This window comes from Schinkia azotoformans LMG 9581 (genome assembly GCF_000307855.1).
Classification (GTDB): Bacteria; Bacillota; Bacilli; order Bacillales; family Bacillaceae_J; genus Schinkia; species Schinkia azotoformans.
This window is the reverse complement of record NZ_AJLR01000044.1, coordinates 81,253-104,668: the sequence shown is the minus strand read 5'-3', so window position 1 is coordinate 104,668 and position 23,416 is coordinate 81,253. Positions and strand designations below refer to the sequence as shown.

Genomic DNA, 23,416 nt, shown 5'->3' with positions numbered 1-23,416 from the left:
AATTTGAAATTTCGTTATACTAAATTCTATGGGGAAACGGACAACAAGGGGGACAACCGGCGTGAAGGGGCAGGTAAAATTAATTGCAGCAATGTTGATTTTCGGTAGTTTGGGTATTTTTGTGAAAAATATAAATCTATCATCGAGTGAAATTGCGCTTTTTAGGGGTGCGATAGGGAGTATATTTTTAATTTGTGCTAGTTTTTTGGTAAAACAAAAGCTTTCTTTTAAAGCAATTAAAAGGAATGGTATTCTTTTAATTTTATCTGGAGCAGCGATTGGCTTTAATTGGATTTTTTTGTTTGAGGCCTATCGTTTTACCACGATATCAAATGCAACGATCAGCTATTATTTTGCACCTGTATTTGTTATGGCGCTTGCACCCATGATTTTAAAAGAAAAACTGACAGCGAGTAAGGTAAGCAGCATTATTGGGGCGATGATCGGCTTATTTTTAGTCGTTAATAATGGGACTGGCAGTGCAAGCGGTTCCTATAATCATACAGTTGGAATATTATATGGACTTTCGGCGGCTGCTTTATATGCGAGCGTTATTTTAATGAATAAATTTATTAAAAAATTATCGGGCTTTGAGACGACGTTAATTCAATTAATGCTGGCATCACTCGTGCTGGTACCTTATGTGTATTGGCAAGAGGGCATCACTTATGTAACAGAGCTTGGCCTTCAGTCTATTGTTTTCATTTTGATTCTTGGAATTGTCCATACAGGCTTCGCTTATTATTTGTATTTTGGTTCCATTAAAGAACTTAAAGGGCATACGATTGCCATTTTAAGTTATATTGATCCGATTTCTGCTGTGATCTTTGCTGCGATATTTTTCAGCGAAAGTATGAGTTTGTTGCAAATAATCGGTGGTGTGCTTGTTTTAGGTTCGACCTTTATTGGCGGAATGGGAACGTCAAAAAAACGTAAAAGAGTAAGAGGAGACGAAAAACAGTCTAAGCAGCGGGGCGAATGAAAAGCCCCGTTAAGCATAAAATATTCCCAACTAACTATGTTGGAGATGTGAATGATGGCATTAACTCAAAAATATATTGACCTCTGTGGTGTTAAAATTTATTGTGAATATTCCTTCGTTGAGAATCGGCCTCCACTTCTCCTCATCCATGGAGTTGCCGCCACTATGTATACATTCAATTCCTTAATTCCACTATTAAAAGACCATTTCTCAATCATTGCTATAGATCTGCCTGGGTTTGGACGGAGTGAAAAATCGTCATTATTCATATATTCATTTCAAAACTATGCCAAAGTAGTCGCAGCTTGTATCGATTATTTTAAATTAGAAAATGTAAATATCATAGGACACTCAATGGGTGGACAAATTGCTTTATATGCGACGAAAATGGTTCCGGAAAGAATTAACAAACTGGTGTTAGTATCAAGCTCCGGTTATTTAAAAAGGGCAAACAAAGCAATCATTTTTTGCACGTATCTTCCTTTTTTCGGGCATTATGTAAAACACCAAGTACATAAACAAGAGGTAAAAGACGTTTTGAAAAATGTCTTTTATGATCCTTCGCTTATTACCGAAAATCACATTAGAGAATTTGGCAAGCCATTGGAGGAAAAGGGTTTTTACACTTCATTAATGAGGTTATTACGATATCGTGAAGGGGATTTAAACAGTAAGGACCTGAAAACAATCGAAAATCCGACATTATTACTTTGGGGGAAAGAGGATCGGGTTGTGTCCTACCGTATTGGTCAAAGATTGGCAGATGATCTTCCGAATGCGAAGCTGATCACATACGAAAAAGCAGGTCATTTGCTAACTGAAGAACGTCCCGAAGAGGTTTTTAAAGAAATAGTAACCTTTATTTTATAGAAAATTCTGAAAATGTTAAAAACATAATAATTCTGCTAAAATGAGAAAAGTGTATTTATCCTTATAAAAAACTTAGAAGGGTGAACAAGCCTTGAAAACATTCAAAAAAGTATATGTGGAAATTACGAGCGTATGTAATTTAGCTTGTAGTTTTTGCCCACCTACGGAACGGCTTGCAAATTTTATCAAATTAGATAAATTTAATAATATATTAGACCAGATTAAACCGCATACATCTTATATTTACCTTCATGTAAAAGGGGAGCCTCTCCTTCATCCAAGGATTGACGAATTGCTGGAGGCTGCTTATACCAAGGGATTTAAGGTGAATATTACGACGAATGGAACTTTAATTGCTAAAAATAGGGAAAAACTATTAGGGAAGCCGGCATTGCGCCAGATGAATTTCTCCCTCCACAGTTTTGATGGAAATGAAGGGGCTTTGAACCGGGAACAATACTTGTCTCAGATTCTTTCTTTTACTCGTGAAGCAGCTGAGAGTGGTGTTCTAATTTCATTTCGTTTATGGAACCTGCAACGGGAAAATGCAACAAGTGCGGAAAAGAGAAGGAATCGTGAGACCCTCGAAATGATCGAAAAAGAATTTAATCTTGATTTTAAAATTGAAGAAAAAGTTATGCCTGGCAGCGGAGTCAAAATTGCTGATCGAATCTATCTCAACCAGGATTATGAATTTGAATGGCCGAGTTTACAGGTCCCGGAAGATGATGGAAAAGGATTCTGCCATGCTCTAAGAACCCAAGCGGCTATACTTGTTGATGGAACTGTTGTCCCTTGTTGTCTTGACGGTGAAGGCGTAATTAAATTAGGTAATATTAATCAAACACCTTTCTCCGATATTGTCGAAGGTGAGCGAGCTAATAATCTATACGATGGCTTTTCAAGAAGAGAAGCTGTGGAAGAAATGTGCAGGAAATGTGGTTACAGAAAGCGGTTTGGGGTATAAAGGGAGAGTGGAATTTATGATAGAAAAAAAAATAACGGTTGAAGACATAGTTCGAAGGTTTTCACTTACAGTGTTAGCTGGTGAAGAACATTTACAGAATACAATAACACAACAGCGAGTACATCGGCCTGGTTTGGAATTTGTTGGACACTTTGACTTTTTTCCAAAAGAAAGAGTTCAAATTTTAGGAAAAAAAGAAATAAACTATTTGCATAAGCTAAGTAAAGAGGAACGTATTATCCGAATTGGGAATATTGTTAGCTATCATCCGCCTTGTTTTATTGTGCCTTCTGGTGAAGAGGGACTTACGTATTTAAAACATCATTGTATTAAAGCGGGAATTCCCTTATTAATTACAAAAAAACGTGAAGTAACCTCGGAATTCATTTTGAAGATAGATGCATATTTGGTAAAGGCATTGGCACCCGAAATGACTGTGCATGGAGTATGTATGAATGTGTTTGGAATTGGGATTCTACTTCGAGGCAACTCAGGGGTTGGAAAAAGTGAGACAGCACACACATTAATCGGCAGGGGACACCGACTTGTGGCTGACGATGTTGTTGTTTTAAAAAAGCTTAGTTCACAAACAATTCTCGGTACTCATGATGAGAAGACGAAAGAATTCTTGGCCCTTCGTAGTTTAGGATTATTAAATGTAGTTCGTATGTACGGACGAACAGCTTTTCAAGATGAAACAAGAATTGCACTTGATATTAATCTGACAAAATGGCAGAAAGACGATCTGAATAATGATTTGGAACAGGAGCCCGAATATGTAGACTACATGGGTGTTAAAATTCCTTCATTAGAAATTCAGCTACAACCCGGTCGCGATGTGGCAGGATTAATTGAGGCCGCCGCAAATAATTGGTATTTAAGGCAGCAGGGCTATAGTGCTGCAGAGGAATTTCTAAGTCGGCTTGAGCCAGAATTTGGCCGAATCGAGAAAAGATAAAAAGGAAAGGGCAAAAGTTGTCACTTAAGCCCTTTCCTTTTTATTAATTATAATTATCCATACAATTTTCACAAAAAGTTAATGAAATGGATATATTTTTGCAATTTGACTTTGATTAGTTATGATAGCTTATTTTATATGAGAAAAATTTTTTCGAATAGATTAACGGAAATATCTAGCTAATCAGAGGAGCAATTTATTATGGAACAAGGACTTTTTCAAAACCAGAGGTTACAACTTGTTATTACAAACAAGATGGAACAACAGCTTTCACTATTGCATATGCCCATGGTTGAGTTGGAGAGGTTTTTAATGGACCAGGCTCTGGAAAACCCATTAATAGATATGGAGTCTTTTGACAACAACCATCTTATTTTAAAAAAACATCAAAATGATAAAAATAGTGAAAAAGATTGGTTAAATAATATTGAGCAACCGAGAAATTTATATGATTTTTTATTGGAACAACTAAGTTTTTTAACACTTAAACCTAAAGAACAAGAAATAATGGAATACTTAATTTTTCTAGTCGATGAAAATGGATATTTTCAAGGAGATTTACAGGATGTTAGCAAGCACTTTGCAGTACCTGTTGATTTGGTAGAACAAGCCCTTTATCGCTTACAAACTTTTGAGCCAATTGGTGTAGGTGCCCGTACATTACAGGAATGTATTTTGCTTCAAATAAGAGATGTTAGCAATCATAATGAACTGGCTGAATTAGTAGTTGCTCATTATTTCGAATTATTAGTTGAAAGAAAGTGGAGAGAAATTAGTAATAAAATGGGGGTGGATATTACAGAAATTCAAAACGTATTTGATTTATTAAAAAATCTAAATCCTAGGCCAGCCAGTTCTTATCAAAATGATTATCCTCAACTCATAAAACCAGAATTAATCATAAGCGAAGATAGGCAAGGATTTATTGTTAAGATAAATAACGCTCTCTATCCAAAGTTGTCATGCGACTCCTACTATAATGAACGAATGGATCAACTCTCAAAGTATGACCAGTCAAATTATTTAACTGAGAAGTATGAGCACTTAAATTGGCTGAAGAAATCAATTGAAAAACGGAAGACAACTTTAGTACGTGTAATGCAAGCAATTATAGATAAACAAAATGACTTTTTTCAAAAAGGTACTTCCTATTTAAAACCATTAACCATTAAAGAAATTGCGGAATTGGTTGAACTACATGAATCAACTGTAAGTCGAGCTGTTAACGGTAAATATGTGCAGACACCACATGGTCTTTTCGAATTAAAATACTTTTTTACATCAAGTATAAGTACAAATGGAAATGACGAAATATCCTCGGAGATTGTTAAGGATTTGATAGTTGAAATAGTTAAAAATGAAAATAAGAGCAAGCCATTATCAGATCAAAAAATTTTAGATATATTATCTGCCAATGAAGGACTTACTCTTACTCGTAGAACGGTAACTAAATATCGTGAACAACTAGGCGTTCCTTCATCATCTAAACGTAAGCGATATTGACTTTAAACATGTGAAAAAACTCACAATGTTAAGCAGGTAGCTATGCTTAGCAGTGAACTAATACATTATTTGTTTCTTAAGAATATTAGACGGAGGCAAGGGAAACATCCTTTGCTTCCTTTTTTTGTTATTAAAACGGCTTTGTTCACAAAACCTTCACCTATATTTAAAAGTCTAAAACTCCTATAAACTTATTTTCTACTTCAATTTGGAAAGAAAGTTCTACTTTTTGTTAAAAATTTTTTACATATTATCTAACCCATACAATACCAACAGACTTGTACGTCAAAAAAATTTAACATGTAAAAATATTTTTCGAAAAGGTACAACATAGATTTTTGTTTGTGTCATCTTTTGTGAAATAAATCACAAAGTATGTTTAGTTTCAGGTGAAAAATTTTATTTTTATTAAGAGACTGACGAAAAAGTTGGAACAGTTATTGCTTATATAATTTAGTGAAAGAAAAACCATGGTTTCACTTAATTAAAGATTTCATTTTTTATATGGGAGGTGAGAGGGCAGTCAATATTATGCTCAACCGATTGAGTAATTAGAATTTATTCACGAGCCAGGAATAGATAAAAGGATAATGAGGAGGAAATCAAATGAAAAAGAAAATGAAGATTGATCATATTATCTTCTGGCCACCATTACTATTTATTTCCATTATTTGTGGATTAATCATTAAAAATCCGGACAAAGCAAATGAAATATCAAATGCTGCCTTGGCTTGGACAACAGACAAACTCGGTTGGTCATTTGAATGGTACGTAATTATTCTTTTCCTTATTGCTATGTACTTTATCTTTGGTAAGTACAAGGATAAAAGATTTGGAGATGGCGAACCGGAATTTAAGACTAGTACATGGTTAGGAATGATCTTCACTTCAACTTCAAGCGCGGCCCTTTTATATTGGGCAACAATTGAATGGTATTATTACATGCAAGCTCCTCCTTTTGGCGCAGAACCATTTTCTACTGAAGCTGCACAATGGGCTTCTGCATATGGTATGTACCATTGGGGACTAATTCCATCTGCTATGTATGTGGTAATCGGAACAGCAATTGGTTATAACTTCTTTGTTAAGAAAAGGAATGTTGTGAAGCCGAGTAGTGTGTGCGGCTTATTAGGAAAACAAAAGGATGGATTTACAGGGAAAGTAATTGACATCCTTTACATTATCGGAATGGTTGCCGGAGTAGGTACATCATTAGGTTTAGGTACACCGCTTGTTGCAGAACTAATTTCTAAGATATTTGGAATTCCACATACGCTGTCAATGGATGGATGGATTCTAATCGCTTGGATCGCTTTATTTACAACTAGCATTTATTTTGGATTACAGAAAGGGATTAAAATCCTTAGCGATATAAGAGTGTATTTAGCTTTTGGTGTTATTATTTTTGTCGCAGTGTTTGGTCCAACATCATTTATTTTAAATGGTTTTACAGATGCGCTTGGAACAATGCTGCAAAATATTACTAGAATGACATTCTATACAGACCCATATGGTAAGTCTGGTTTCCCACAAGGATGGACGATTTTCTATTGGGCTTGGTTCTTAAACTGCGTTGTTACTTATTCTATTTATCTAGTAAAAATTTCAAAAGGGAGAACGGTTCGCGAATTCTCATTAGGAGTATTAGGCGCAATTGTTCTAGGAGAAATGGTTTTCTTCGGTGTGTTTACAAACTATGGAATGTTCGCCCATTACGAAGGACTAGTAGATATCGGCACGATAATGGAAACAGCTGGTCCGGCTGCCGCTATTGTCGGAATATATAACACGTTGCCATTAGCAAAAATTGTACTCCCAGTATTTCTTGTTTACGCTTTTATTTCTACAGCGACATTCATTAATGGTGTTGCCTATACATTGGCGATGGTAACGACTAAAGAAATCACAGAGGATGATGAACCATCAAGAGTAAATCGGATCGCATGGTCATTACTACTGGGTGTACTTGCGATTTCACTGCTGATGCTAGGGGGACTTAAACCTTTGCAAACAGCCTCGGTTTTAGGCGGCTTGCCAATGATGATTGTTTGTATCATTATCCCGCTTTCATTCTTTAAAGAGGTTCAAAAAACGGGTTGGAAAAACAGTAAAAAAACTAAAAATGATGATGAAAAGAGAGCTGGATAATCAGTAGATACATTACCTAAATTCTATAAATATAATGGAGGGGTTTCATAATGGATTTTAGACTTACAGATGAACAGGAATTAATCGTTGCAGGGATTCGTGAATTAATGGGAAGAGAGAACTGGGAAAGTTACTTTCTTGAGTGTGACGAAAAAAGTGAGTATCCAGAAAGATGGGTTAAGGAGCTTGCTGATTTAGGAATTGATAGTCTTTTATTACCGGAGGAACATGGTGGTTTTGATGCAGGTCTTGTAACATTAACAGCTGTTTGGGAAGAACTAGGCAGATTAGGTGGACCAACATACGTTTTATATCAGCTTCCTGGCTTTAATACGGTTCTTCGGGAAGGAACTGAAGAGCAAATTGAAAAAATCATGGCCCTGCGCGGCACAGGAAAACAAATGTGGAATTCAGCGATTACTGAGCCAGGAGCAGGTTCAGATGTTGGTAGCCTGCAGACAACGTACACTCGCAAAAATGGAAAAGTCTATTTAAACGGCCAAAAAATCTACATTACAAGTGGTGCAGGTGCTCCTTATTTAGTAGTAATGGCGAGAGATTCTGACAATTACTCTACTTTTTCGGAATGGTTTGTTGATATGACAAAACCAGGCATTAAAATTGAGAAACTTCCAAAATTAGGGTTGCGCATGGATAGTTGCTGTTCAATCTATTTCGATAACGTTGAATTAGAAGAAAAAGATATGTTTGGAAAAGAAGGAAACGGCTTTAACCGTGTGAAGGAAGAGTTCGACTTTGAACGTTTCCTAGTTGGCTGTACGAATTATGCTACTGCACTATGCGCACTAGAGGATGCAGCTAAATATGCCAACCAAAGAAAGCAATTTGGTGAGGCAATTGGGCGATTCCAATTAATTCAAGAGAAGTTTTGCCGTATGGCGATCAAAGTTAAGAATATGCGCAACATGTTATATGAAACTGCTTGGAAGATTGATAATGGTTTAGCAGATTCCGGAGATGCTGCGATGTGTAAATATTACTGTGCAAATGCTGCTTTTGAAGTGGTAGATGACGCTATGCAGGTTTTAGGCGGAGTAGGTATCGCTGGTGAACACCGTATTACCAGATTCTGGCGTGACCTTCGTGTCGATAGAGTTTCTGGTGGATCAGACGAAATGCAAATTCTTACTGCCGGCAGAGCAGTACTAAAAAAATATCGCTAATCACATATAGTAAGAAACTTATAGGTTAATAGATATTGGACCTGGTGAAAGGAGTAATGTTGATGTCAACCGCAACAAGCAAGCCGGCATTTGGAAACTTACATGGTTTAAAAGTGGTTTATTCCGCAGTAGAAATAGCAGGACCTGAGGCTGCACAATTAATGGCAGAATGGGGGGCAGATGTTACTTGGATTGAAAATACATTTAATGGCGATTCAATGAGAGACACAACCTATGTGAAAGAACTCGAACGCCGCAATCAGCGGAGCTTATCGTTGGATATCTTCTCGGAAGAAGGAAGAGAAGTATTTCTAAAACTAATTGAAACAGCAGATATATTTATTGAATCAAGCAAGGGACCAGCGTTTGCAAGGCGTGGCATTACAGATGAATTGCTATGGGAACATAATAACTCCTTAGTCATTGTGCATGTTTCCGGCTATGGTCAGTATGGCGACATGGAAAGAGTAAACAGGGCGGCTTATGACCAAACAGCTCAAGCGTTTAGCGGCTATCTAAGTCAAAACGGATCTCCAGAGCAGCCGATGATTGCTTCACCTTATACTGGTGATTATTTTACCTCACAAATGGTCGTGGGTTCGGCACTTGCAGCCCTTTACAAAGCACAGAAAACCGGAGTTGGCGAGAGCATTGATATTGCCATGTATGAAGTGATGCTTCGCATGGGTGCTTATTACATGATGGATTACCTTAATGCAGGAATTCTCTATCCACGTGCAGGTGCCAAACACCAAAACTTATGTGGAATCGGAGTGTACAAGTGTAAAGATGGTTTCTTAAGCTTATGCCTATATGGTGCAAAGCAGAATAAGGCGATCCTTGAAAGAATTGGACTTGGTTATTTATGGGGAACGGATGAATACCCGGAAGGTACAACAGCACTTTGGTTGGATGGTCCTAAGGCGGAGCTTATCGAACAAAAAATAGAAGAATACTTGTTAAGTATGCCGGTTGACGAGGTAGAAAAGGATTTCTCAGATTGTAAGATTGCAGCAAATAAAATGATGACGTTTGAAGAGTTGCCAAATCATCCGCATTTTATCGCTCGTGAAGCATTCGTGGAATGGGAAACAATTGACGGCAAAAAATGCAAAGGTCCTAATATATTCCCTAAGTTCAAAAATAATCCGGGGCAAATTTGGCGGGGTATGCCAACCCTTGGAATGGATACAGAAAGTATCTTAACTGAAATAGGTTATTCATGTGAAAAGATTCACGAACTAGCTGAAAAGGGCATTATTAAAAAATCCTAATACCCAAATTGATGGATGGGAGGAGCATATCCTCTCGTCCAGTGAAAAATGATCTATATTAAATCAAACAAAATTATTAAGAAGGTGTTAATAGATGAGAGTAATTGCATGTTGTAAAGCGGTACCTGAGGAACAAGATATTGTGATTTCGAAAGATAGACAAGTTTCCTTTGAAAAAGCGGAATGGAAGTTTGGATCCTATGATCTCAACGGCGTTGAAGCAGGAAAACAAATTGTTGAGGCTGCAGGAGGTCAATTATCTGGTTTGTGTGCTGGAGGAAAAATCCTTGAAAATGCAAAACTGAAAAAAGATATTCTATCTAGAGGTTTGGATGACTTATATATTGTGACCGATGAAGCATTGGTACAAGCTGATACCTATCAATCTGCAAAAATATTAGAAACAGCTATTAAAAAAATGGGTGACTTTGATCTTGTCTTATGCGGTGCAGGATCCTCTGACTTTTATGCACAGCAAGTCGGTAATCAATTAGGTGAATTGCTAGGTGTTCCGGTAGTTAATGCCGTGAATAAGATTACACCTGATGGGGATAAAGTCATTGTAGAACGTGCGCTAGAAAATGAGATTCAAGTTCTAGAGATAACATTACCTGCGGTATTATCTGTTACATCTGAAATTAATGTCCCCCGTATTGCGGGAATGAAAGACATTATTGCAGCAAATAAGAAACCTGTAACGACATACACATTAGCTGATATTGAGGCAACAGATTATCAACCTTCAAGTATAGTAGTTAGTACACTCGCACCTGAACAGGTGGAGCGCCGTTTAAATATATTTGAAGGCGAATCAGAAGATGTTGTCGATGCATTTGTAAAATTAATTAGTGCTGAATTGAAGTAATTTGATAAAAAGAGGTGGAGATATCATGGCAGTAAAAAAAGTATGGATAATAACTGACGATCAAAATACTATTGGGGAATTATGCGGTGGCGGACGTAAGCTTGGTGAGCATGTAACGGCTGTTTTATTTGGGGGCCAAGCCCAAGCAGAAGAAGCAAGCTTTCTAGGAGCGGACCAAGTCTATTTATTTGAACAAAATGGGAATGCCATAATGGAAGCAAATTCACAACCTATAGCGGAATTGCTTCGTGAAGAAAAGCCCAACCTTGTGATGGTTTATTCCTCTACAAGAGGAAAGCTCCTTGCTGGAAAAATTGCTTCACAACTAGGTACTAGCACTCTATCAAATATTTCTGAGTTTGCCGCAGAAGATGGCAGCATCGTTGTCAAACATCTGGTTTACGGTGGAGCAGCAATTAGAACGGAAAAAGCATTATCTGAAACAGTGATCGTAACAACAGGAACAGGTGTATTTGAAGCAATACCAAAAGACGAATCAAGGCAAGTGAATGTGATTAAGCTTGAGGCTAAAGCTGAGCAGTCTGGAATTCGTGTTCTTGAAACTCGTCCAAAACAAGGAGAAGTCGTTAATTTAAGTGCTGCAAAACGAGTTGTTGGTGTCGGAAGAGGGTTTGCATCTAAAGATGACATAAAAATGGCGGAGGAACTTGCTTCTTTAGTAGGGGCTGAAATGGCATGTAGCCGTCCAATTGCGGAAGGCGAGAAGTGGATGAGCAAGGAGCGCTATATCGGTGTATCAGGTGTAGTACTTAAGCCAGATATCTATCTTTCTATCGGTATATCAGGTCAAATTCAGCACATGGTTGGGGTTAATCAGGCAAAAACATTAGTGGCTATTAATAAGGATAAAAATGCGCCAGTTTTCAAACAGGTTGATATTGGTCTTGTTGCTGATATTTATAAAGTACTACCACAGATTATTGAAAAACTTAAAGCCTAGTGAGTTTTCTAGGCTTTACCAAAATTTTCATAGAGAGGTGAGAAGCGTTGAGCGAGAACGGATTTGACGCCATTATTGTTGGGGGAGGTCTTGCTGGTTCAACTGCAGCTTATGTTTTGGCGCAGGAGGGCCTTGAGGTTTTACTCATTGAAAGAGGGAATTACGGTGGTTCCAAAAATATGACTGGTGGGCGTCTCTACGCTCACAGTTTAGAAAAAATAATTCCTAGCTTTGCCGAAGAAGCACCAGTAGAGAGAAGGGTTGTAAAAGAACGTATTTGCATGATGACGGAACAAGATGCAGTAACAATGGATTATCATTCCCCGCGCCTTGCTAAAAATGGGAGTGATTCCTATGTCGTGATGCGTGGTGAGTTTGACCGCTGGCTTTTTGAAAAGGCGGAAGAAGCAGGTGCCGTTACTGCTGCTGGAATAAGGGTAGACGAATTAATTATAGAAAATAATCGTGTCACTGGTGTAATTTGCGGTGGGGAGGAAATGAAAGCTGATGTTGTGATTTTAGCAGACGGTGTCAACTCCCTTCTAGCGGAAAAAGCTGGACTGAGAGAAAGAGTCAAGCCATCCCAGGTGGCTGTTGGCGTCAAGGAAGTCTATGGTCTGCCAAAAGAGGTGATTGAAGACCGCTTTGGATTAACTGGCAATGAAGGTGCAGCCTGTTTGTTTGCCGGTTCCCCAAGCAACGGACTTGTCGGTGGGGGCTTCCTGTACACGAATAAGGAAAGTATCTCCATTGGTTTAGTTTTAGGTCTTGAGCATATCGGCGAAAGTGACAAAACAATAGACGAAATGCTAACTGCATTTACGAGTCATCCTGAAGTTGCCCCTTTAATTAAGGATGGCAAGCTTCTTGAAAGAAGCGGTCACGTCGTTCCTGAAGCAGGATTATCTATGGTATCAACATTATATGGTGATGGCTTCCTCATTTGCGGTGATGCTGCGGGATTTTGTTTGAATATCGGCTATATGGTTAGAGGAATGGATTTAGCGATAACATCCGGAGAACTGGCAGCCAAGGCGGTTCTTGAAGCGAAGAAAAGGGGCAACTTTAGTGCATCGACTCTCAAAAGCTACAAAACAATGCTTGATCAAAGCTTTATTATGAATGACCTAGATGTATATAAAAACTTCCCAGGATTTATGGAAAATCCACGCATTTTCAATCAATATCCAGCTATGTTAGCAGATATTATGGCAGATATGTTTGTAATAGACGGAAAGCCTGCTGTTCCATTACGCAAAAAAGCGATGAAGCACTTAAAAGCCGTTGGTCTTATGAATCTAGCGAAAGATGGTCTTAAGGGGGTTAAATCCGTATGAGTGTATCTATTGAAGAAAAATTAGGTGTGAATAAGTATTTTGTTGATGAGGGAAATGCTCATATTGAGATTGACCCTAATTACCCAGATATGAAGGAGAAAATGAAGCTCGTCAATGCCTGTCCAGGTGGGCTGTACAAGCTCAATGAAAATGGCAGCCTGTCTTTTGATTACGCGGGCTGTCTCGAATGCGGTACATGCAGGATTCTGTGCTTAGGTACAATTATCAAGAAATGGGAGTTTCCTGAGGGAACAATGGGAGTAGAATTTCGCCACGGATAATTTACAACAAGGAACGATGCTTAGCAAATCTAACAGGTGTAAGATCTGAGTTATGTTAAGAGGTGGAAGAAATGGCAGATATAGTGGGGAACAAGACTATACGAGATATCTGGGATGAGATGGTCTGGATTAACGGTGAAAAAACGGTCTTGATCTTTCATGGCTGCGATGATAAGATACAGGAATTTTCTTATCAACATTTTAACGAAGAGATCAATAAGACGGCCAATCTTTTCCTTGATTTAGGAATCCAAAAAGGGGATAAGGTTGCAATTCAGCTTTATAATTGCCCGGAGTTTTTAATGTCTTGGTTTGGACTCGCAAAAATTGGAGCTATCATGGTTCCTTTAAATACACAATTAACCCAAGAGGAATGTGAATATATCATTAAAAAATGTGGAGGTGTTGTTGCTGCCGTTATTGAAGAAGAGTTTTTGCCTTATTATCATACCAATGGACAAATTCCCGATAATGGCATCAAACATTTACTACTTGCCCGAAGTAAAGACCATACTCCCGGTACGATCAACTTTTGGGAAAATAAAGAAGCACAACCCGTTAAATTAAAGGAAAACAGACCGTTAACGAGTGATGATGTTGCGGAAATCTTGTTTACATCAGGTACTACCTCCATGCCAAAGGGGGTTGTTATCACACATGCCAATATGATTTTTGCAGGTATTTTCACTGCTTGGCAGCTTTCATTAAGGAACGATGATCGGTTTTTAACGATCATGCCAGCATTTCATGTTGATTTTCAACTCAACACGATGATGCCGATCTTAATTGCCGGTGGAACATTAATTTCAGTTGCTAAATATAGTGCAAGAAGGTTTTGGAAGCAGATCTTTAGTTATCAAGCAACGATAACCGAATGTATACCGATGATGATTCGAACAATGATGATGCAGCCACAACAGAAGTGGGAAAAAAACCATTGTCTTCGCGAAGTGTTTTTTTACCTTGCGCTTACAGAAAAGGAAAAGAATGAGTTTGAAGAGCGCTTTAATGTGAGACTTTTCAATTCTTACGGCTTAAGCGAATCTCTCGTAGGTGTAATCGGTGACTCTCCATGTGGGGAAAGACATTGGCCTTCAATAGGAAAGCCAGGATTAACGTATGAAGCGAAAATTATTGATGAGGAAGGCAATGAACTCCCTCCAAATACAATCGGAGAAATCTATATAAAAGGTGTACCCGGCAGAACACTCATGAAGGAATATCATAATGATCCGGAAGCAACAAGAAAGACATTAAGTCCTGATGGCTGGATGCATACAGGTGATAAGGGCTATGTAGATGAATCAGGCTGGTTTTACTTTGTTGACCGAAAAGTAAATATGATTAAACGATCTGGTGAAAATATCTCCACTACGGAAATTGAAAATGTTCTTATGACTCACCCGAAAATTGAAGAAGCTGCTGTAATCGGTGTACCTGATCCTATTCGTGATCAGGCGGTTAAAGCCTTTATTATTGTAAAAGATGGTGAAGTGCTCAATCAAGAAGAAATTTTAGAATATTGTAAGGGTCATATGGCAAAATTTAAAGTGCCTTCTTTTATAGAAATAAGGAAGTCCTTACCAAGAACCTGTACTTATAAAGTGCAAAAAAAATTACTTAAATAATCGAGAGGATGAGTAAAGTGGCTATTAAGATGGAAATGGTTGGACAAACATTTGGACCTTTTGAAAGAGAGTACAATTTCAGAGATTTAATTTTGTTTGCGCTAGGCTGCGGTGCTGGCATTGATGGAAAAACAGACTTGCAATATGTTTACGAAAAGGATTTAAAAATCCTTCCTATGTTTGCAGCAATGCCAATAGTAGATAGTGAAGTTACGAAAACAATTGATTATGGCTATAATTATGCAGGCTCTCTTCATTGGGGCTTTGATTTGCAATTTCACAAGCCGCTGACCAAATTATCGGGGAAATTAAGCACGTATGTACTACTAAAAGGGTTATATGATCGCGGCCCGGACAGAGGCTTATTAGCACAGCATATAGGAGAAACTTTTGATGAAACAGGTGAGAAGATCTTCACTAACGAAAGCTGGGATTGTTTAATTTATGATGGCGGATTCGGAGGTCCAAAACCACCAAAGGATATCGTTGAAATTCCAGATAGAGAACCTGATTTTGAAGTTGAGGAACGAATTCCTGAGAATCAAGCACTCATTTACAGATTGTCAGGAGATTATCATCCTCAGCATATCGATTGGGAATATGCCAAAGCAAATGGTCAAATGAAGCCCATTCTTCATGCTGTGAGTTTTGCAGGTGTGGCTTGTCGTCATTTTATTAATACATTTATTCCTGGGGAACCTGAAAGATTAACACGCTTTAAAACTCGTATTACTGCTTCTCTTCTTCCTGGTGCAACAATTAAGACGCAAATGTGGAAAATGGCGGACAATAAAATTCATTTCAGAGTAATTGATGCTTATACACAAGCTAAGCCATATTTGAACTTTGGCATTATTGAATGGAAATAATAACGTTAGCGGAATTTTGTAAGCAATGAAAATGTAAACGGGCTGCTGTGGTAGAAAGCAAAACAGGTTGATAGTGGTTAGGAAAAGGGAGATAAAAACTATGAAGACGAAAAAAACACTTGATGATTTTGAGTTAACGCCTTTTCTCAAGAAAATGATCCTTTTTGCTAGTGGCGGACCATTCTTGGACGGCTATGTTCTCGTTATTATAGGAGTCGCCCTTGCCCAACTGGGTCCAGAACTGCATTTAGATGCACATTGGAATGCATTAGTTGGTGCAGCGGCATTGGCGGGGATTTTTATCGGTACAGCCGTATTCGGTTATTTAACAGATATAGTTGGACGCCAAAAAATGTTTACCATCGATATCATTGCCATTGCGCTCATTTCTGTTGCAACCATGTTTGTAACCACTCCTTTGCAGCTCGTTATAATGAGGTTTTTAATCGGAATAGTGATTGGGGCAGATTATCCGATTGCCACTTCACTAGTAGCAGAATTTACGCCAAGGAAATACAGAGCTATTTCAATTGGCTTTATCGCGGCGGTTTGGTACATCGGTGCTACCGCTGCTGATGTTGTTGGTTATTATCTCATTGACGTTGAAGACGGTTGGCGCTTTATGCTTGGAAGTGCTTTTATTCCATGTGTGATCTTACTGATTGGTCGATGGGGCACGCCAGAGTCACCACGATGGCTGCTGAGCAAAGGGCGCACTGATGAGGCTAGGGCAATCGTTCATAGGTTATTTGGCGATGATATCGAATTGGAAAAAGAAGAAGTAAAAAAGACTCGCTATAGCAAGATTTTTGAAAAAGGCTATTTTAAGAGAATGTTGTTTGTTGGAACAATATGGGCTTGTCAGGTTGTTCCGATGTTTGGTTTATATACGTTTGGCCCGCAGATTATGAGTGCATTTGGATTCGGTGTTGGAAAACAGGTGATTTTAGGAGATATTGTGATCAGTATGTTTTTCTTAATCGGTTGCATACCTGCTATGTTCTGGCTGAATTCAATTGGACGCCGCCCCTTGCTTATTGGGAGCTTCGCCATCATGAGTATGGCATTAGCTGTTTTAGGGATCTTTCCCAATGCTAATATAGTGGTTGTCGTAGCTGCCTTTGCTATATACGCATTCTTTTCCGGCGGTCCTGGTATTCTGCAATGGCTTTATCCAAATGAACTTTTTCCAACAGAGATTAGGGCTTCGGCGGTAGGTGCTGCAATGGCTTTTAGTCGGATAGGAACAGTCTTATCCACTTATACATTACCTATTTTCATGGCTTCTCATGGCATTGGACCAACAATGATGATTGGGGTCGCTATTTCCGTGCTTGGATTGATTGTTTCAATAGCGATGGCTCCTGAGACAAAAGGATTAACGTTAGCACAATCAAGTTCTGTAGATTTTAAATATAAAAAGAATAAGCTTGCTTAAACCATTGTTAATTCAACACAAATGAAATAAAAGCCGGTAATGGGATCTTCTCTCCTAGCTACCGGCTTCTCTGATACCAAAAAACTATGCAATATCTATGAGAGGTCCATTTTATGAAACAACTTCGAGGAATGAGTCTAATTATTGCTGCCGCAACTCTTTTTGGATTTATGCCAATATGGACCAAACAGGCCTATGCAACCGGCCTCTCTATTTCGGAGATTAGCTTTCTTCGTTTTGGTTTAGCTGCGGTTATGATACGAATAGCTATGCACTATCGCAGGATTGATTCGCGTGTAAGGAAACAACAGATAAGACCATTGTTTTTATCGATTTTCATTGGTTATATCGCCACCAATCTTACTCTATCATTATCTTATAAATATATAAGCTCCGGCATTGCTACCTCGCTACATTACTTGTTTCCAGTAATTATTATGCTGTTAGCTTATTTTATTTATCATGAAAAATTAAACTGTTATAAATGGATGGCCCTAGTAATATCTTTGACAGGCATCTATCTAGTAGCTAGTCCAGGGGGAAGTAATTTTTCTCTACGCGGCGTTACCCTTGCGATTAGTTCAGCTGTATTTTTTGTCATTTATGTTTTGTTAATTAACCATCATCAGCTAAAAAAGATGGACAGTCTAGTGTTAGCATTTTATTCGTGCCTAATTTCATCGCTCGTATTTCTGATATTCATTTTAATGAGAGGGAATTGGTCAATGATGCTACCGATTACATTAAAAGGCTTTTTTTATGTAACTTTGTTAAGCTTTTTTTGTTCTTCTATGGCAATGATTTTCTTTATAAAAGGTGTACAAAGTATTGGATCAATCAATGCTTCTATACTTAGTACATTTGAACCGGTGGTTAGTCTGGTGGCGGGTATTTTCATTTTAGATGAACCACTAAGTTGGCAAACATCGATGGGGTGTATAATGATTATTTCTGCTGTTATTCTGATTGGATATTCAAATCTAGCTAAAGATTACGTCACCCGTGAAAAAGCGAATAAGTAATTTAAAATAAAAAAATCGTACCAGCATGTTTTTTGCTAATACGATTGGGGAGTTATTCAATATGAATCTCATGCTGTACATCAATATCTAAACGCTTTAATTTATAATGCAAGCATTGTCTTGATAGATTAAACTCCTTAGCAGTTTGGTTGATATTGCCGTTATTTCTTTTCAATGCTTCTGTCAAAATATCCTTTTCAACCTGTTGCATCATTTGTTTATAATCATTAAATTTCGAGACATTGATCGGTGGTATATTTTTCTTGAGTGTCTTGTCCTGAAGGAAAGGAGGTAAATGCCGAGCCTGCAAGGAAGTATCGTTAGGATCAATAATGTTCATTGCATGTTCAATACAATGGCTTAATTCACGAACGTTTCCTGACCAGTTATAACTTTCCATCATTTGAACTACTTCATCAGAAATCTTGTCAATTTTTCTACCTAAGATTTTGTTATACTTTTTAATATAACACCAAGATAAAGTGGTAATATCCTCTTTTCTGTCCCGTAAAGGCGGAATATCTAAAGTGACCACAGCAAGCCTATAATAAAAATCACTTCTTAGTTTTTCAGTTTCAATGGCTTCGATTGGATCTATATTCATAGCACTAATAATTCGGGGGTTTACAGGTATTTCTTTGTTGCCACCAACCCTGCGAATTCGATTTGTTTCCAGCGCTCTCAATAATTTAGCCTGAAGAACGATACTCATTGAATTAAGCTCATCAAGAAAGAGTGTGCCATTTTTTGCTTCTTCAAACAGTCCAGCTTTATCCATGGCACCTGTAAATGCACCTTTCGTTGTTCCAAATAAGATGCTCTCTAATAAAGTATCGGGTATGGCGGAGCAGTTTACTGCGATAAAAGGTTCAGCAGCTCTTGAACTGAAGTTATGGATACTTTGGGCAAAGAGTTCCTTTCCTGTTCCTGTTTCTCCTAATATCATAATTCTTGATTCTGAACTAGCCATTTTTTTTGCATTATTAATAACTCTTTGCAATCTTTCGCCGGATCCGATAATGTCGTCAAAACAAAACTGGGTTCCGTTATTGTTCGTTTTCTGCATTTGGTGATACAGGGCTTTTTGGAGTTGTGATAATTTATCTGTAAGCTCTTTTATTTTGCTTGTATCCCGGCTAATTGCAACAGAACCAATTACCTCTTGTTCAGAAAAAACTGGGTATATATCCATTATGAGCTCAACAATTTTACCATTTGCTGCAGAGTACCTTAATAGCGTATTCTTCATGATCCGTCTTTCATGAATTGCTATCATATGCACACTATTTTGTTCTCCTAAATTGTATACATCCAATACATTTCTTCCTAAAATATCACTGGTTTTATAGCCGTCAAATTTTTCAAATTCTTTTGATATGAACACAATTTTACCTGTTGCATCGACTATTGAAAAATAACAATCACTCAAACAATCTAAAGAATTAATAACCAATTCGAATTCAGCACAAATATCTTTGCAACTTTTTTTAGGTTTATTTAACTCCACTAGAGGTTTGGTGATTACATCTTTGGCCATTTCTATATCTCCTTCAAGACATTTTATTATTTTTAAAAATTACTTAGACTCTAGCAATTTTAAATCTCTTTAATTTTAGCAACATAATAATTTTACTACCCATTTTACTTTGTAAATCCTGAAATTCTAACTTATTTGTGAAATTTGGTAGGACACTTAATATACGACGCAATCAATTGCAGCACCTCCAGTGTCCAATTTGTTCACTACATAGGTGAAATAAACTTTGGATTTGAAGAATGATCGTATCATAGCATTCATAAAAAATTTAAGACAAACTCTTTCTGTGTAACCTAAATGTGGTACGATAAATTAATAAAAAACTTTATGAAAATAATGTAAACGGAGGCTTACGAATGTACAGTTTTAAGAATGATTACAGTGAAGGTACGCATCCAAGAATTTTACAAGCATTAGTGGAAACAAATCTTGAACAGTTAGAGGGTTATGGATTGGATCGATATTCCCTTGAGGCAGCAGAGCTGATTAAGAAAAAAATCGAACGGAGTGACGTAGATATCCATCTGTTGACAGGGGGAACGCAAACGAATCTTACTGCTTTATCAGCATTTCTAAGACCACATGAGGCTGCCATAGCAGCTAGTGTAGGACATATCAATACACATGAAACAGGCGCGATTGAGGCTACGGGTCACAAAATAGTAACGGTCGATGTAGCGGATGGAAAATTGAATCCTTCTCATTTGCGGGATGTACTTGATGCTCATACAGATGAGCATATGGTGAAGCCGAAGCTTGTTTACATATCCAATTCTACTGAAATAGGTACGATTTATAAAAAGAACGAACTTGAGCAATTAAGAGCCTTTTGTGATGAGAACAACCTTCTTTTGTTTATGGATGGTGCGAGACTGGGGTCCGCTCTTTGCTCCAAAGAAAATGATGTACAAATAAGCGACCTCCCTTGGCTAGTTGATGCATTTTATATTGGTGGAACAAAGAATGGTGCACTTCTTGGTGAGGCTTTAGTTATTTGCCATGATTCACTAAAAGATGATTTTCGTTTTTATATGAAGCAAAGAGGAGCGATCCTAGCGAAAGGCCGACTAGTAGGAATCCAATTTCTGGAGCTATTCAGGGACGATTTGTTCTTTGAACTAGCCTCCCATGCAAATAAGATGGCAGACAAACTTAAAGAGGAACTTGCCGGAGCCCATATTAGCTTTTTAACGGATTCACCATCCAATCAAATTTTTCCGATTTTGCCTAATGCGGTGATTAGTGAGCTTCAAAATAAATATGATTTTCATATTTGGGAAAAGGTTGACGCAGAAAACTCTGCGATCCGTTTAGTAACATCATGGGCAACGAAGGAAGAAGCAGTAGCTGCTTTTATTGAGGATATTAAATGAGACGGAGTTCCCGACCCTGTGTCCCGCCCCCGACCACATGTCCCGCTTTTCCGAAAAATTATGAAATAAGGTGTAGCAATTGTTTTATTTCTGTTATATAATTAAAATCAATAAAACAAATTGTTATATAACAACAAAATTTCAAATAAAACTTTAAAAATTTTGTGAAAAGGGGAAATCGGAAATGAATAAAATTGATGCGATCGCTCGGAGAATCTTTGGTTGGAAATTAAATAGATGGGATAGATGGTATGATCATGAAAGCCGCACTTTCATCCATGATTCAGAATTCCAGCCTGAAAAAAATCTTGATCATGCAATGTTGATCGTAGACAAACTACAAAAGTTCGGATTTACTTACAAAACAAACGGAACATCTGAGGTAAGCTTTAATGATGCAACTGGTACGGGAGAAACGCTTGCACAAGCAATTACTAATGCGGCATACTCGATCATTGAAAAAAACTCATCTGCAGACAGTAGCAGAATGTGGAGTACTTTGTGTTAATAAATAAGAAAAGGGGCATCCAATAAGTCGAGGACGATTATTGGAGCCCCTTTTTTGTTTTCATATGCAACCTTGAACACAAAAATAAAGGACTTGCATATGATAGTAAAAAGGAGTTTTTTAAATGAGTGTTCTTTCATTTTTGCTCACAGCCATTATTGTTTTAATAATAGCTGCTGTGGCCGAAAAATTATCCCCTTTTAGTATGCCGGGAAGTTGGGCAGGGCTAATAATAGCGGGCTTTATTGGTGAATGGATAGGCACGGTGATTTTCGGACCATGGGGCCCAACGGTTTTTGGGATTTCGTTGATTCCGGTGCTTGTTGGATCATTTATTGTAATATTTATCGTTGGACTCATTGCTGACCTTTTTAAGTGAAATGTATATAATATTAATTATTAAGAGAAAAGGGAAGACGTTGACAGGAGATATCAATGGCTATTACAAACAATTTTTTTAGCAACAATCAACATCAAGCCAATGGATTATATGTATTGGTTGCGGCTTTACTGACGACGTTTGCCGGTGAATTTAGATTCGTCCCTTATGAAGGGGACGCTTTTCGTTTTGGGTTGGGAAGTATCACCTTTTTCCTTCTCATACTAGTTAGGCCCCCTGTAGTTTCACTAATCCGTATTGGTGTGGTAACAGGGATCACAGTCGTATGTTTTCGGATGATTGAGGATTTTATCCTTTATGAAGTTTTGTTTTCAAAAAGCTTTTTAAAGCATGTTGCGGCCTTTTTATACTATTTTATCTATGCCCTCGGTTTGCATATAATTAAAATCGAAAAGTATAAAACATTTCCTTTGATATTAGGTGCATGGGCGTCAGTATTTGAGGTTATTGCAAACGGGTCTGAACATTTCGTAAGGCATTTATTATTGGATCAACCGGGTATAGGGTTAAAGGATTTTGCACTATTAGGTGGCGTTGCAATAATGAGGAGCTACTTTGTAGTAGGATTATATGGGTCCATCACCGTTTCCGAACAGAAAAAAAGAGTAGAGGAGCTGTTAAAGGTCGGCTCAGAATTATATGGTGAAACCTTATACTTAAAAAAATCAATGAACCATATTGAAAAAATAACAGCTGAGAGTCATGATCTTTATCGTAAGCTAAAGCAAGAAAATTTTAATCAATTAAGTGCACAAGCATTACATATCGCACAAGAAATTCATGAGGTAAAAAAAGATTCCCAGCGAATATTAGCTGGACTTACAAAAATAGGAGAACAGAAAATGGATAATACTGTCTCACTATCTGATGTCATGGATCTTGTTATAAGTGCCAATGAAAAATATAGTGAGCTTTTACAAAAGAAAATAATTTTAATAGGAAATATCTCAATTGATTATCAAACCGTTCAACTAATTCCCCTGCTTGCTTTATTAAATAATATTACGGCCAATGCTGTTGAAGCAATTGAGGAAATAGGCGAAATAAATATAAATATATTTGAGGAGCAGGAAAATACGTTTTTTGTTATTGTAGATTCTGGACCTGGTATTCCAAAAGCAGATCTCCCGATTATTTTTGAACCAGGCTATACAACAAAATTCAATGATCATGGTGTTGCTGCCACAGGAATTGGACTTTCCCATGTACAAGAGATTGTTCATACTCTTCAAGGTCAAGTTGAAGTAGATACTTCAGAAAATGGAACTATTTTTAAAATTAAAATCCCAACAATTATTTTGCGAAAGTGAG

The 23,416-nt window shown here is 37.6% G+C and carries 21 protein-coding genes; 20 read left to right on the top strand and 1 reads right to left on the bottom strand.

Annotated elements, in window-relative coordinates; translation table 11 throughout:
• The first annotated feature begins 61 nt into the window (after positions 1-61).
• The 16 genes from BAZO_RS06920 to BAZO_RS06845 all read left to right on the top strand — a co-directional run bounded on the left by BAZO_RS06920 (position 62) and on the right by BAZO_RS06845 (position 18,287).
• Entirely contained in the window at positions 62-982 is a 921-nt protein-coding gene (locus tag BAZO_RS06920; RefSeq protein ID WP_003330650.1) for a DMT family transporter, read from the top strand.
• Positions 983-1,036: 54 nt separating this feature from the next.
• Complete coding sequence (locus BAZO_RS06915; protein WP_003330649.1) at positions 1,037-1,852, top strand: alpha/beta fold hydrolase; 816 nt, start codon at positions 1,037-1,039, stop codon at positions 1,850-1,852.
• Positions 1,853-1,943: 91 nt separating this feature from the next.
• A complete protein-coding gene (locus BAZO_RS06910) occupies positions 1,944-2,819 on the top strand; it encodes a radical SAM/SPASM domain-containing protein (RefSeq protein WP_003330648.1) in 876 nt (291 codons plus the stop codon).
• Positions 2,820-2,835: 16 nt separating this feature from the next.
• Positions 2,836-3,777: an HPr(Ser) kinase/phosphatase gene (gene hprK, locus BAZO_RS06905; protein ID WP_003330647.1), complete on the top strand. Its 942-nt coding sequence runs from the start codon at positions 2,836-2,838 to the stop codon at positions 3,775-3,777.
• Between the two features lie 201 nt (positions 3,778-3,978).
• On the top strand, positions 3,979-5,280 hold the full coding sequence (gene rpoN, locus BAZO_RS06900) for an RNA polymerase factor sigma-54 (protein ID WP_003330645.1): 1,302 nt from the start codon (positions 3,979-3,981) through the stop codon (positions 5,278-5,280).
• A gap of 606 nt (positions 5,281-5,886) precedes the next feature.
• Entirely contained in the window at positions 5,887-7,428 is a 1,542-nt protein-coding gene (gene caiT, locus BAZO_RS06895) for an L-carnitine/gamma-butyrobetaine antiporter (RefSeq protein WP_003330644.1), read from the top strand.
• Between the two features lie 50 nt (positions 7,429-7,478).
• Entirely contained in the window at positions 7,479-8,612 is a 1,134-nt protein-coding gene (gene caiA, locus BAZO_RS06890) for a crotonobetainyl-CoA dehydrogenase (RefSeq protein WP_003330643.1), read from the top strand.
• Positions 8,613-8,674: 62 nt separating this feature from the next.
• Positions 8,675-9,886, top strand: coding sequence for an L-carnitine CoA-transferase (gene caiB, locus BAZO_RS06885; protein ID WP_003330642.1), 1,212 nt, complete (start codon positions 8,675-8,677; stop codon positions 9,884-9,886).
• A 94-nt stretch (positions 9,887-9,980) separates the two neighbouring features.
• Entirely contained in the window at positions 9,981-10,751 is a 771-nt protein-coding gene (locus tag BAZO_RS06880) for an electron transfer flavoprotein (protein ID WP_003330641.1), read from the top strand.
• Between the two features lie 25 nt (positions 10,752-10,776).
• The gene (locus BAZO_RS06875) at positions 10,777-11,712 is read left to right on the top strand and encodes an electron transfer flavoprotein subunit alpha/FixB family protein (protein WP_003330640.1); all 936 of its coding nucleotides are present in this window, start codon (positions 10,777-10,779) and stop codon (positions 11,710-11,712) included.
• 47 nt (positions 11,713-11,759) lie between these two features.
• Positions 11,760-13,049 carry an FAD-dependent oxidoreductase gene (locus BAZO_RS06870; RefSeq protein WP_003330639.1) on the top strand — a complete coding sequence of 430 codons (1,290 nt, stop codon included), beginning with the start codon at positions 11,760-11,762 and terminating at the stop codon, positions 13,047-13,049.
• Positions 13,046-13,330: a ferredoxin family protein gene (locus tag BAZO_RS06865; RefSeq protein ID WP_003330638.1), complete on the top strand. Its 285-nt coding sequence runs from the start codon at positions 13,046-13,048 to the stop codon at positions 13,328-13,330. Before BAZO_RS06870 ends, BAZO_RS06865 begins: the two co-directional genes overlap by 4 nt.
• 71 nt (positions 13,331-13,401) lie before the next feature.
• A complete protein-coding gene (caiC, locus tag BAZO_RS06860; RefSeq protein ID WP_003330637.1) occupies positions 13,402-14,958 on the top strand; it encodes a crotonobetaine/carnitine-CoA ligase in 1,557 nt (518 codons plus the stop codon).
• 17 nt (positions 14,959-14,975) lie between these two features.
• Positions 14,976-15,827 carry a MaoC/PaaZ C-terminal domain-containing protein gene (locus BAZO_RS06855; RefSeq protein ID WP_003330636.1) on the top strand — a complete coding sequence of 284 codons (852 nt, stop codon included), beginning with the start codon at positions 14,976-14,978 and terminating at the stop codon, positions 15,825-15,827.
• A 100-nt stretch (positions 15,828-15,927) separates the two neighbouring features.
• Positions 15,928-17,265 carry an MFS transporter gene (locus tag BAZO_RS06850; RefSeq protein ID WP_003330635.1) on the top strand — a complete coding sequence of 446 codons (1,338 nt, stop codon included), beginning with the start codon at positions 15,928-15,930 and terminating at the stop codon, positions 17,263-17,265.
• 113 nt (positions 17,266-17,378) lie between these two features.
• Positions 17,379-18,287, top strand: coding sequence for a DMT family transporter (locus BAZO_RS06845; RefSeq protein ID WP_003330633.1), 909 nt, complete (start codon positions 17,379-17,381; stop codon positions 18,285-18,287).
• 52 nt (positions 18,288-18,339) lie between these two features.
• Here BAZO_RS06845 and BAZO_RS06840 read toward each other — a convergent pair whose 3' ends face one another.
• On the bottom strand, positions 18,340-19,824 hold the full coding sequence (locus tag BAZO_RS06840; RefSeq protein ID WP_003330631.1) for a sigma-54 interaction domain-containing protein: 1,485 nt from the start codon (positions 19,822-19,824) through the stop codon (positions 18,340-18,342).
• A 356-nt stretch (positions 19,825-20,180) separates the two neighbouring features.
• Between BAZO_RS06840 and BAZO_RS06835 the strand changes: the two genes are divergently transcribed.
• The 4 genes from BAZO_RS06835 (at position 20,181) to BAZO_RS06820 (ending at position 23,415) form a co-directional block, all read left to right on the top strand.
• On the top strand, positions 20,181-21,197 hold the full coding sequence (locus BAZO_RS06835; protein WP_003330630.1) for a threonine aldolase family protein: 1,017 nt from the start codon (positions 20,181-20,183) through the stop codon (positions 21,195-21,197).
• A gap of 184 nt (positions 21,198-21,381) precedes the next feature.
• On the top strand, positions 21,382-21,705 hold the full coding sequence (locus BAZO_RS06830) for a BC1872 family protein (RefSeq protein WP_003330629.1): 324 nt from the start codon (positions 21,382-21,384) through the stop codon (positions 21,703-21,705).
• 124 nt (positions 21,706-21,829) lie between these two features.
• On the top strand, positions 21,830-22,084 hold the full coding sequence (locus BAZO_RS06825; protein WP_003330628.1) for a GlsB/YeaQ/YmgE family stress response membrane protein: 255 nt from the start codon (positions 21,830-21,832) through the stop codon (positions 22,082-22,084).
• Positions 22,085-22,140: 56 nt separating this feature from the next.
• Positions 22,141-23,415, top strand: a complete 1,275-nt coding sequence (locus tag BAZO_RS06820) for a sensor histidine kinase (RefSeq protein WP_003330627.1) — start codon at positions 22,141-22,143, stop codon at positions 23,413-23,415.
• Position 23,416 lies beyond the last annotated feature (1 nt).

Coding starts and splice junctions, on each gene's coding strand:
- caiC (WP_003330637.1), top strand. CDS start 13,402: ATGGCAGATATAGTGGGGAACAAGACTATACGAGATATCTGGGATGAG.
- caiT (WP_003330644.1), top strand. CDS start 5,887: ATGAAAAAGAAAATGAAGATTGATCATATTATCTTCTGGCCACCATTA.
- rpoN (WP_003330645.1), top strand. CDS start 3,979: ATGGAACAAGGACTTTTTCAAAACCAGAGGTTACAACTTGTTATTACA.
- BAZO_RS06865 (WP_003330638.1), top strand. CDS start 13,046: ATGAGTGTATCTATTGAAGAAAAATTAGGTGTGAATAAGTATTTTGTT.
- BAZO_RS06840 (WP_003330631.1), bottom strand. CDS start 19,824: ATGGCCAAAGATGTAATCACCAAACCTCTAGTGGAGTTAAATAAACCT.
- BAZO_RS06835 (WP_003330630.1), top strand. CDS start 20,181: ATGTACAGTTTTAAGAATGATTACAGTGAAGGTACGCATCCAAGAATT.
- BAZO_RS06825 (WP_003330628.1), top strand. CDS start 21,830: ATGAGTGTTCTTTCATTTTTGCTCACAGCCATTATTGTTTTAATAATA.
- caiA (WP_003330643.1), top strand. CDS start 7,479: ATGGATTTTAGACTTACAGATGAACAGGAATTAATCGTTGCAGGGATT.
- BAZO_RS06850 (WP_003330635.1), top strand. CDS start 15,928: ATGAAGACGAAAAAAACACTTGATGATTTTGAGTTAACGCCTTTTCTC.
- hprK (WP_003330647.1), top strand. CDS start 2,836: ATGATAGAAAAAAAAATAACGGTTGAAGACATAGTTCGAAGGTTTTCA.
- BAZO_RS06880 (WP_003330641.1), top strand. CDS start 9,981: ATGAGAGTAATTGCATGTTGTAAAGCGGTACCTGAGGAACAAGATATT.
- BAZO_RS06830 (WP_003330629.1), top strand. CDS start 21,382: ATGAATAAAATTGATGCGATCGCTCGGAGAATCTTTGGTTGGAAATTA.
- BAZO_RS06845 (WP_003330633.1), top strand. CDS start 17,379: ATGAAACAACTTCGAGGAATGAGTCTAATTATTGCTGCCGCAACTCTT.
- caiB (WP_003330642.1), top strand. CDS start 8,675: ATGTCAACCGCAACAAGCAAGCCGGCATTTGGAAACTTACATGGTTTA.
- BAZO_RS06820 (WP_003330627.1), top strand. CDS start 22,141: ATGGCTATTACAAACAATTTTTTTAGCAACAATCAACATCAAGCCAAT.
- BAZO_RS06915 (WP_003330649.1), top strand. CDS start 1,037: ATGGCATTAACTCAAAAATATATTGACCTCTGTGGTGTTAAAATTTAT.
- BAZO_RS06875 (WP_003330640.1), top strand. CDS start 10,777: ATGGCAGTAAAAAAAGTATGGATAATAACTGACGATCAAAATACTATT.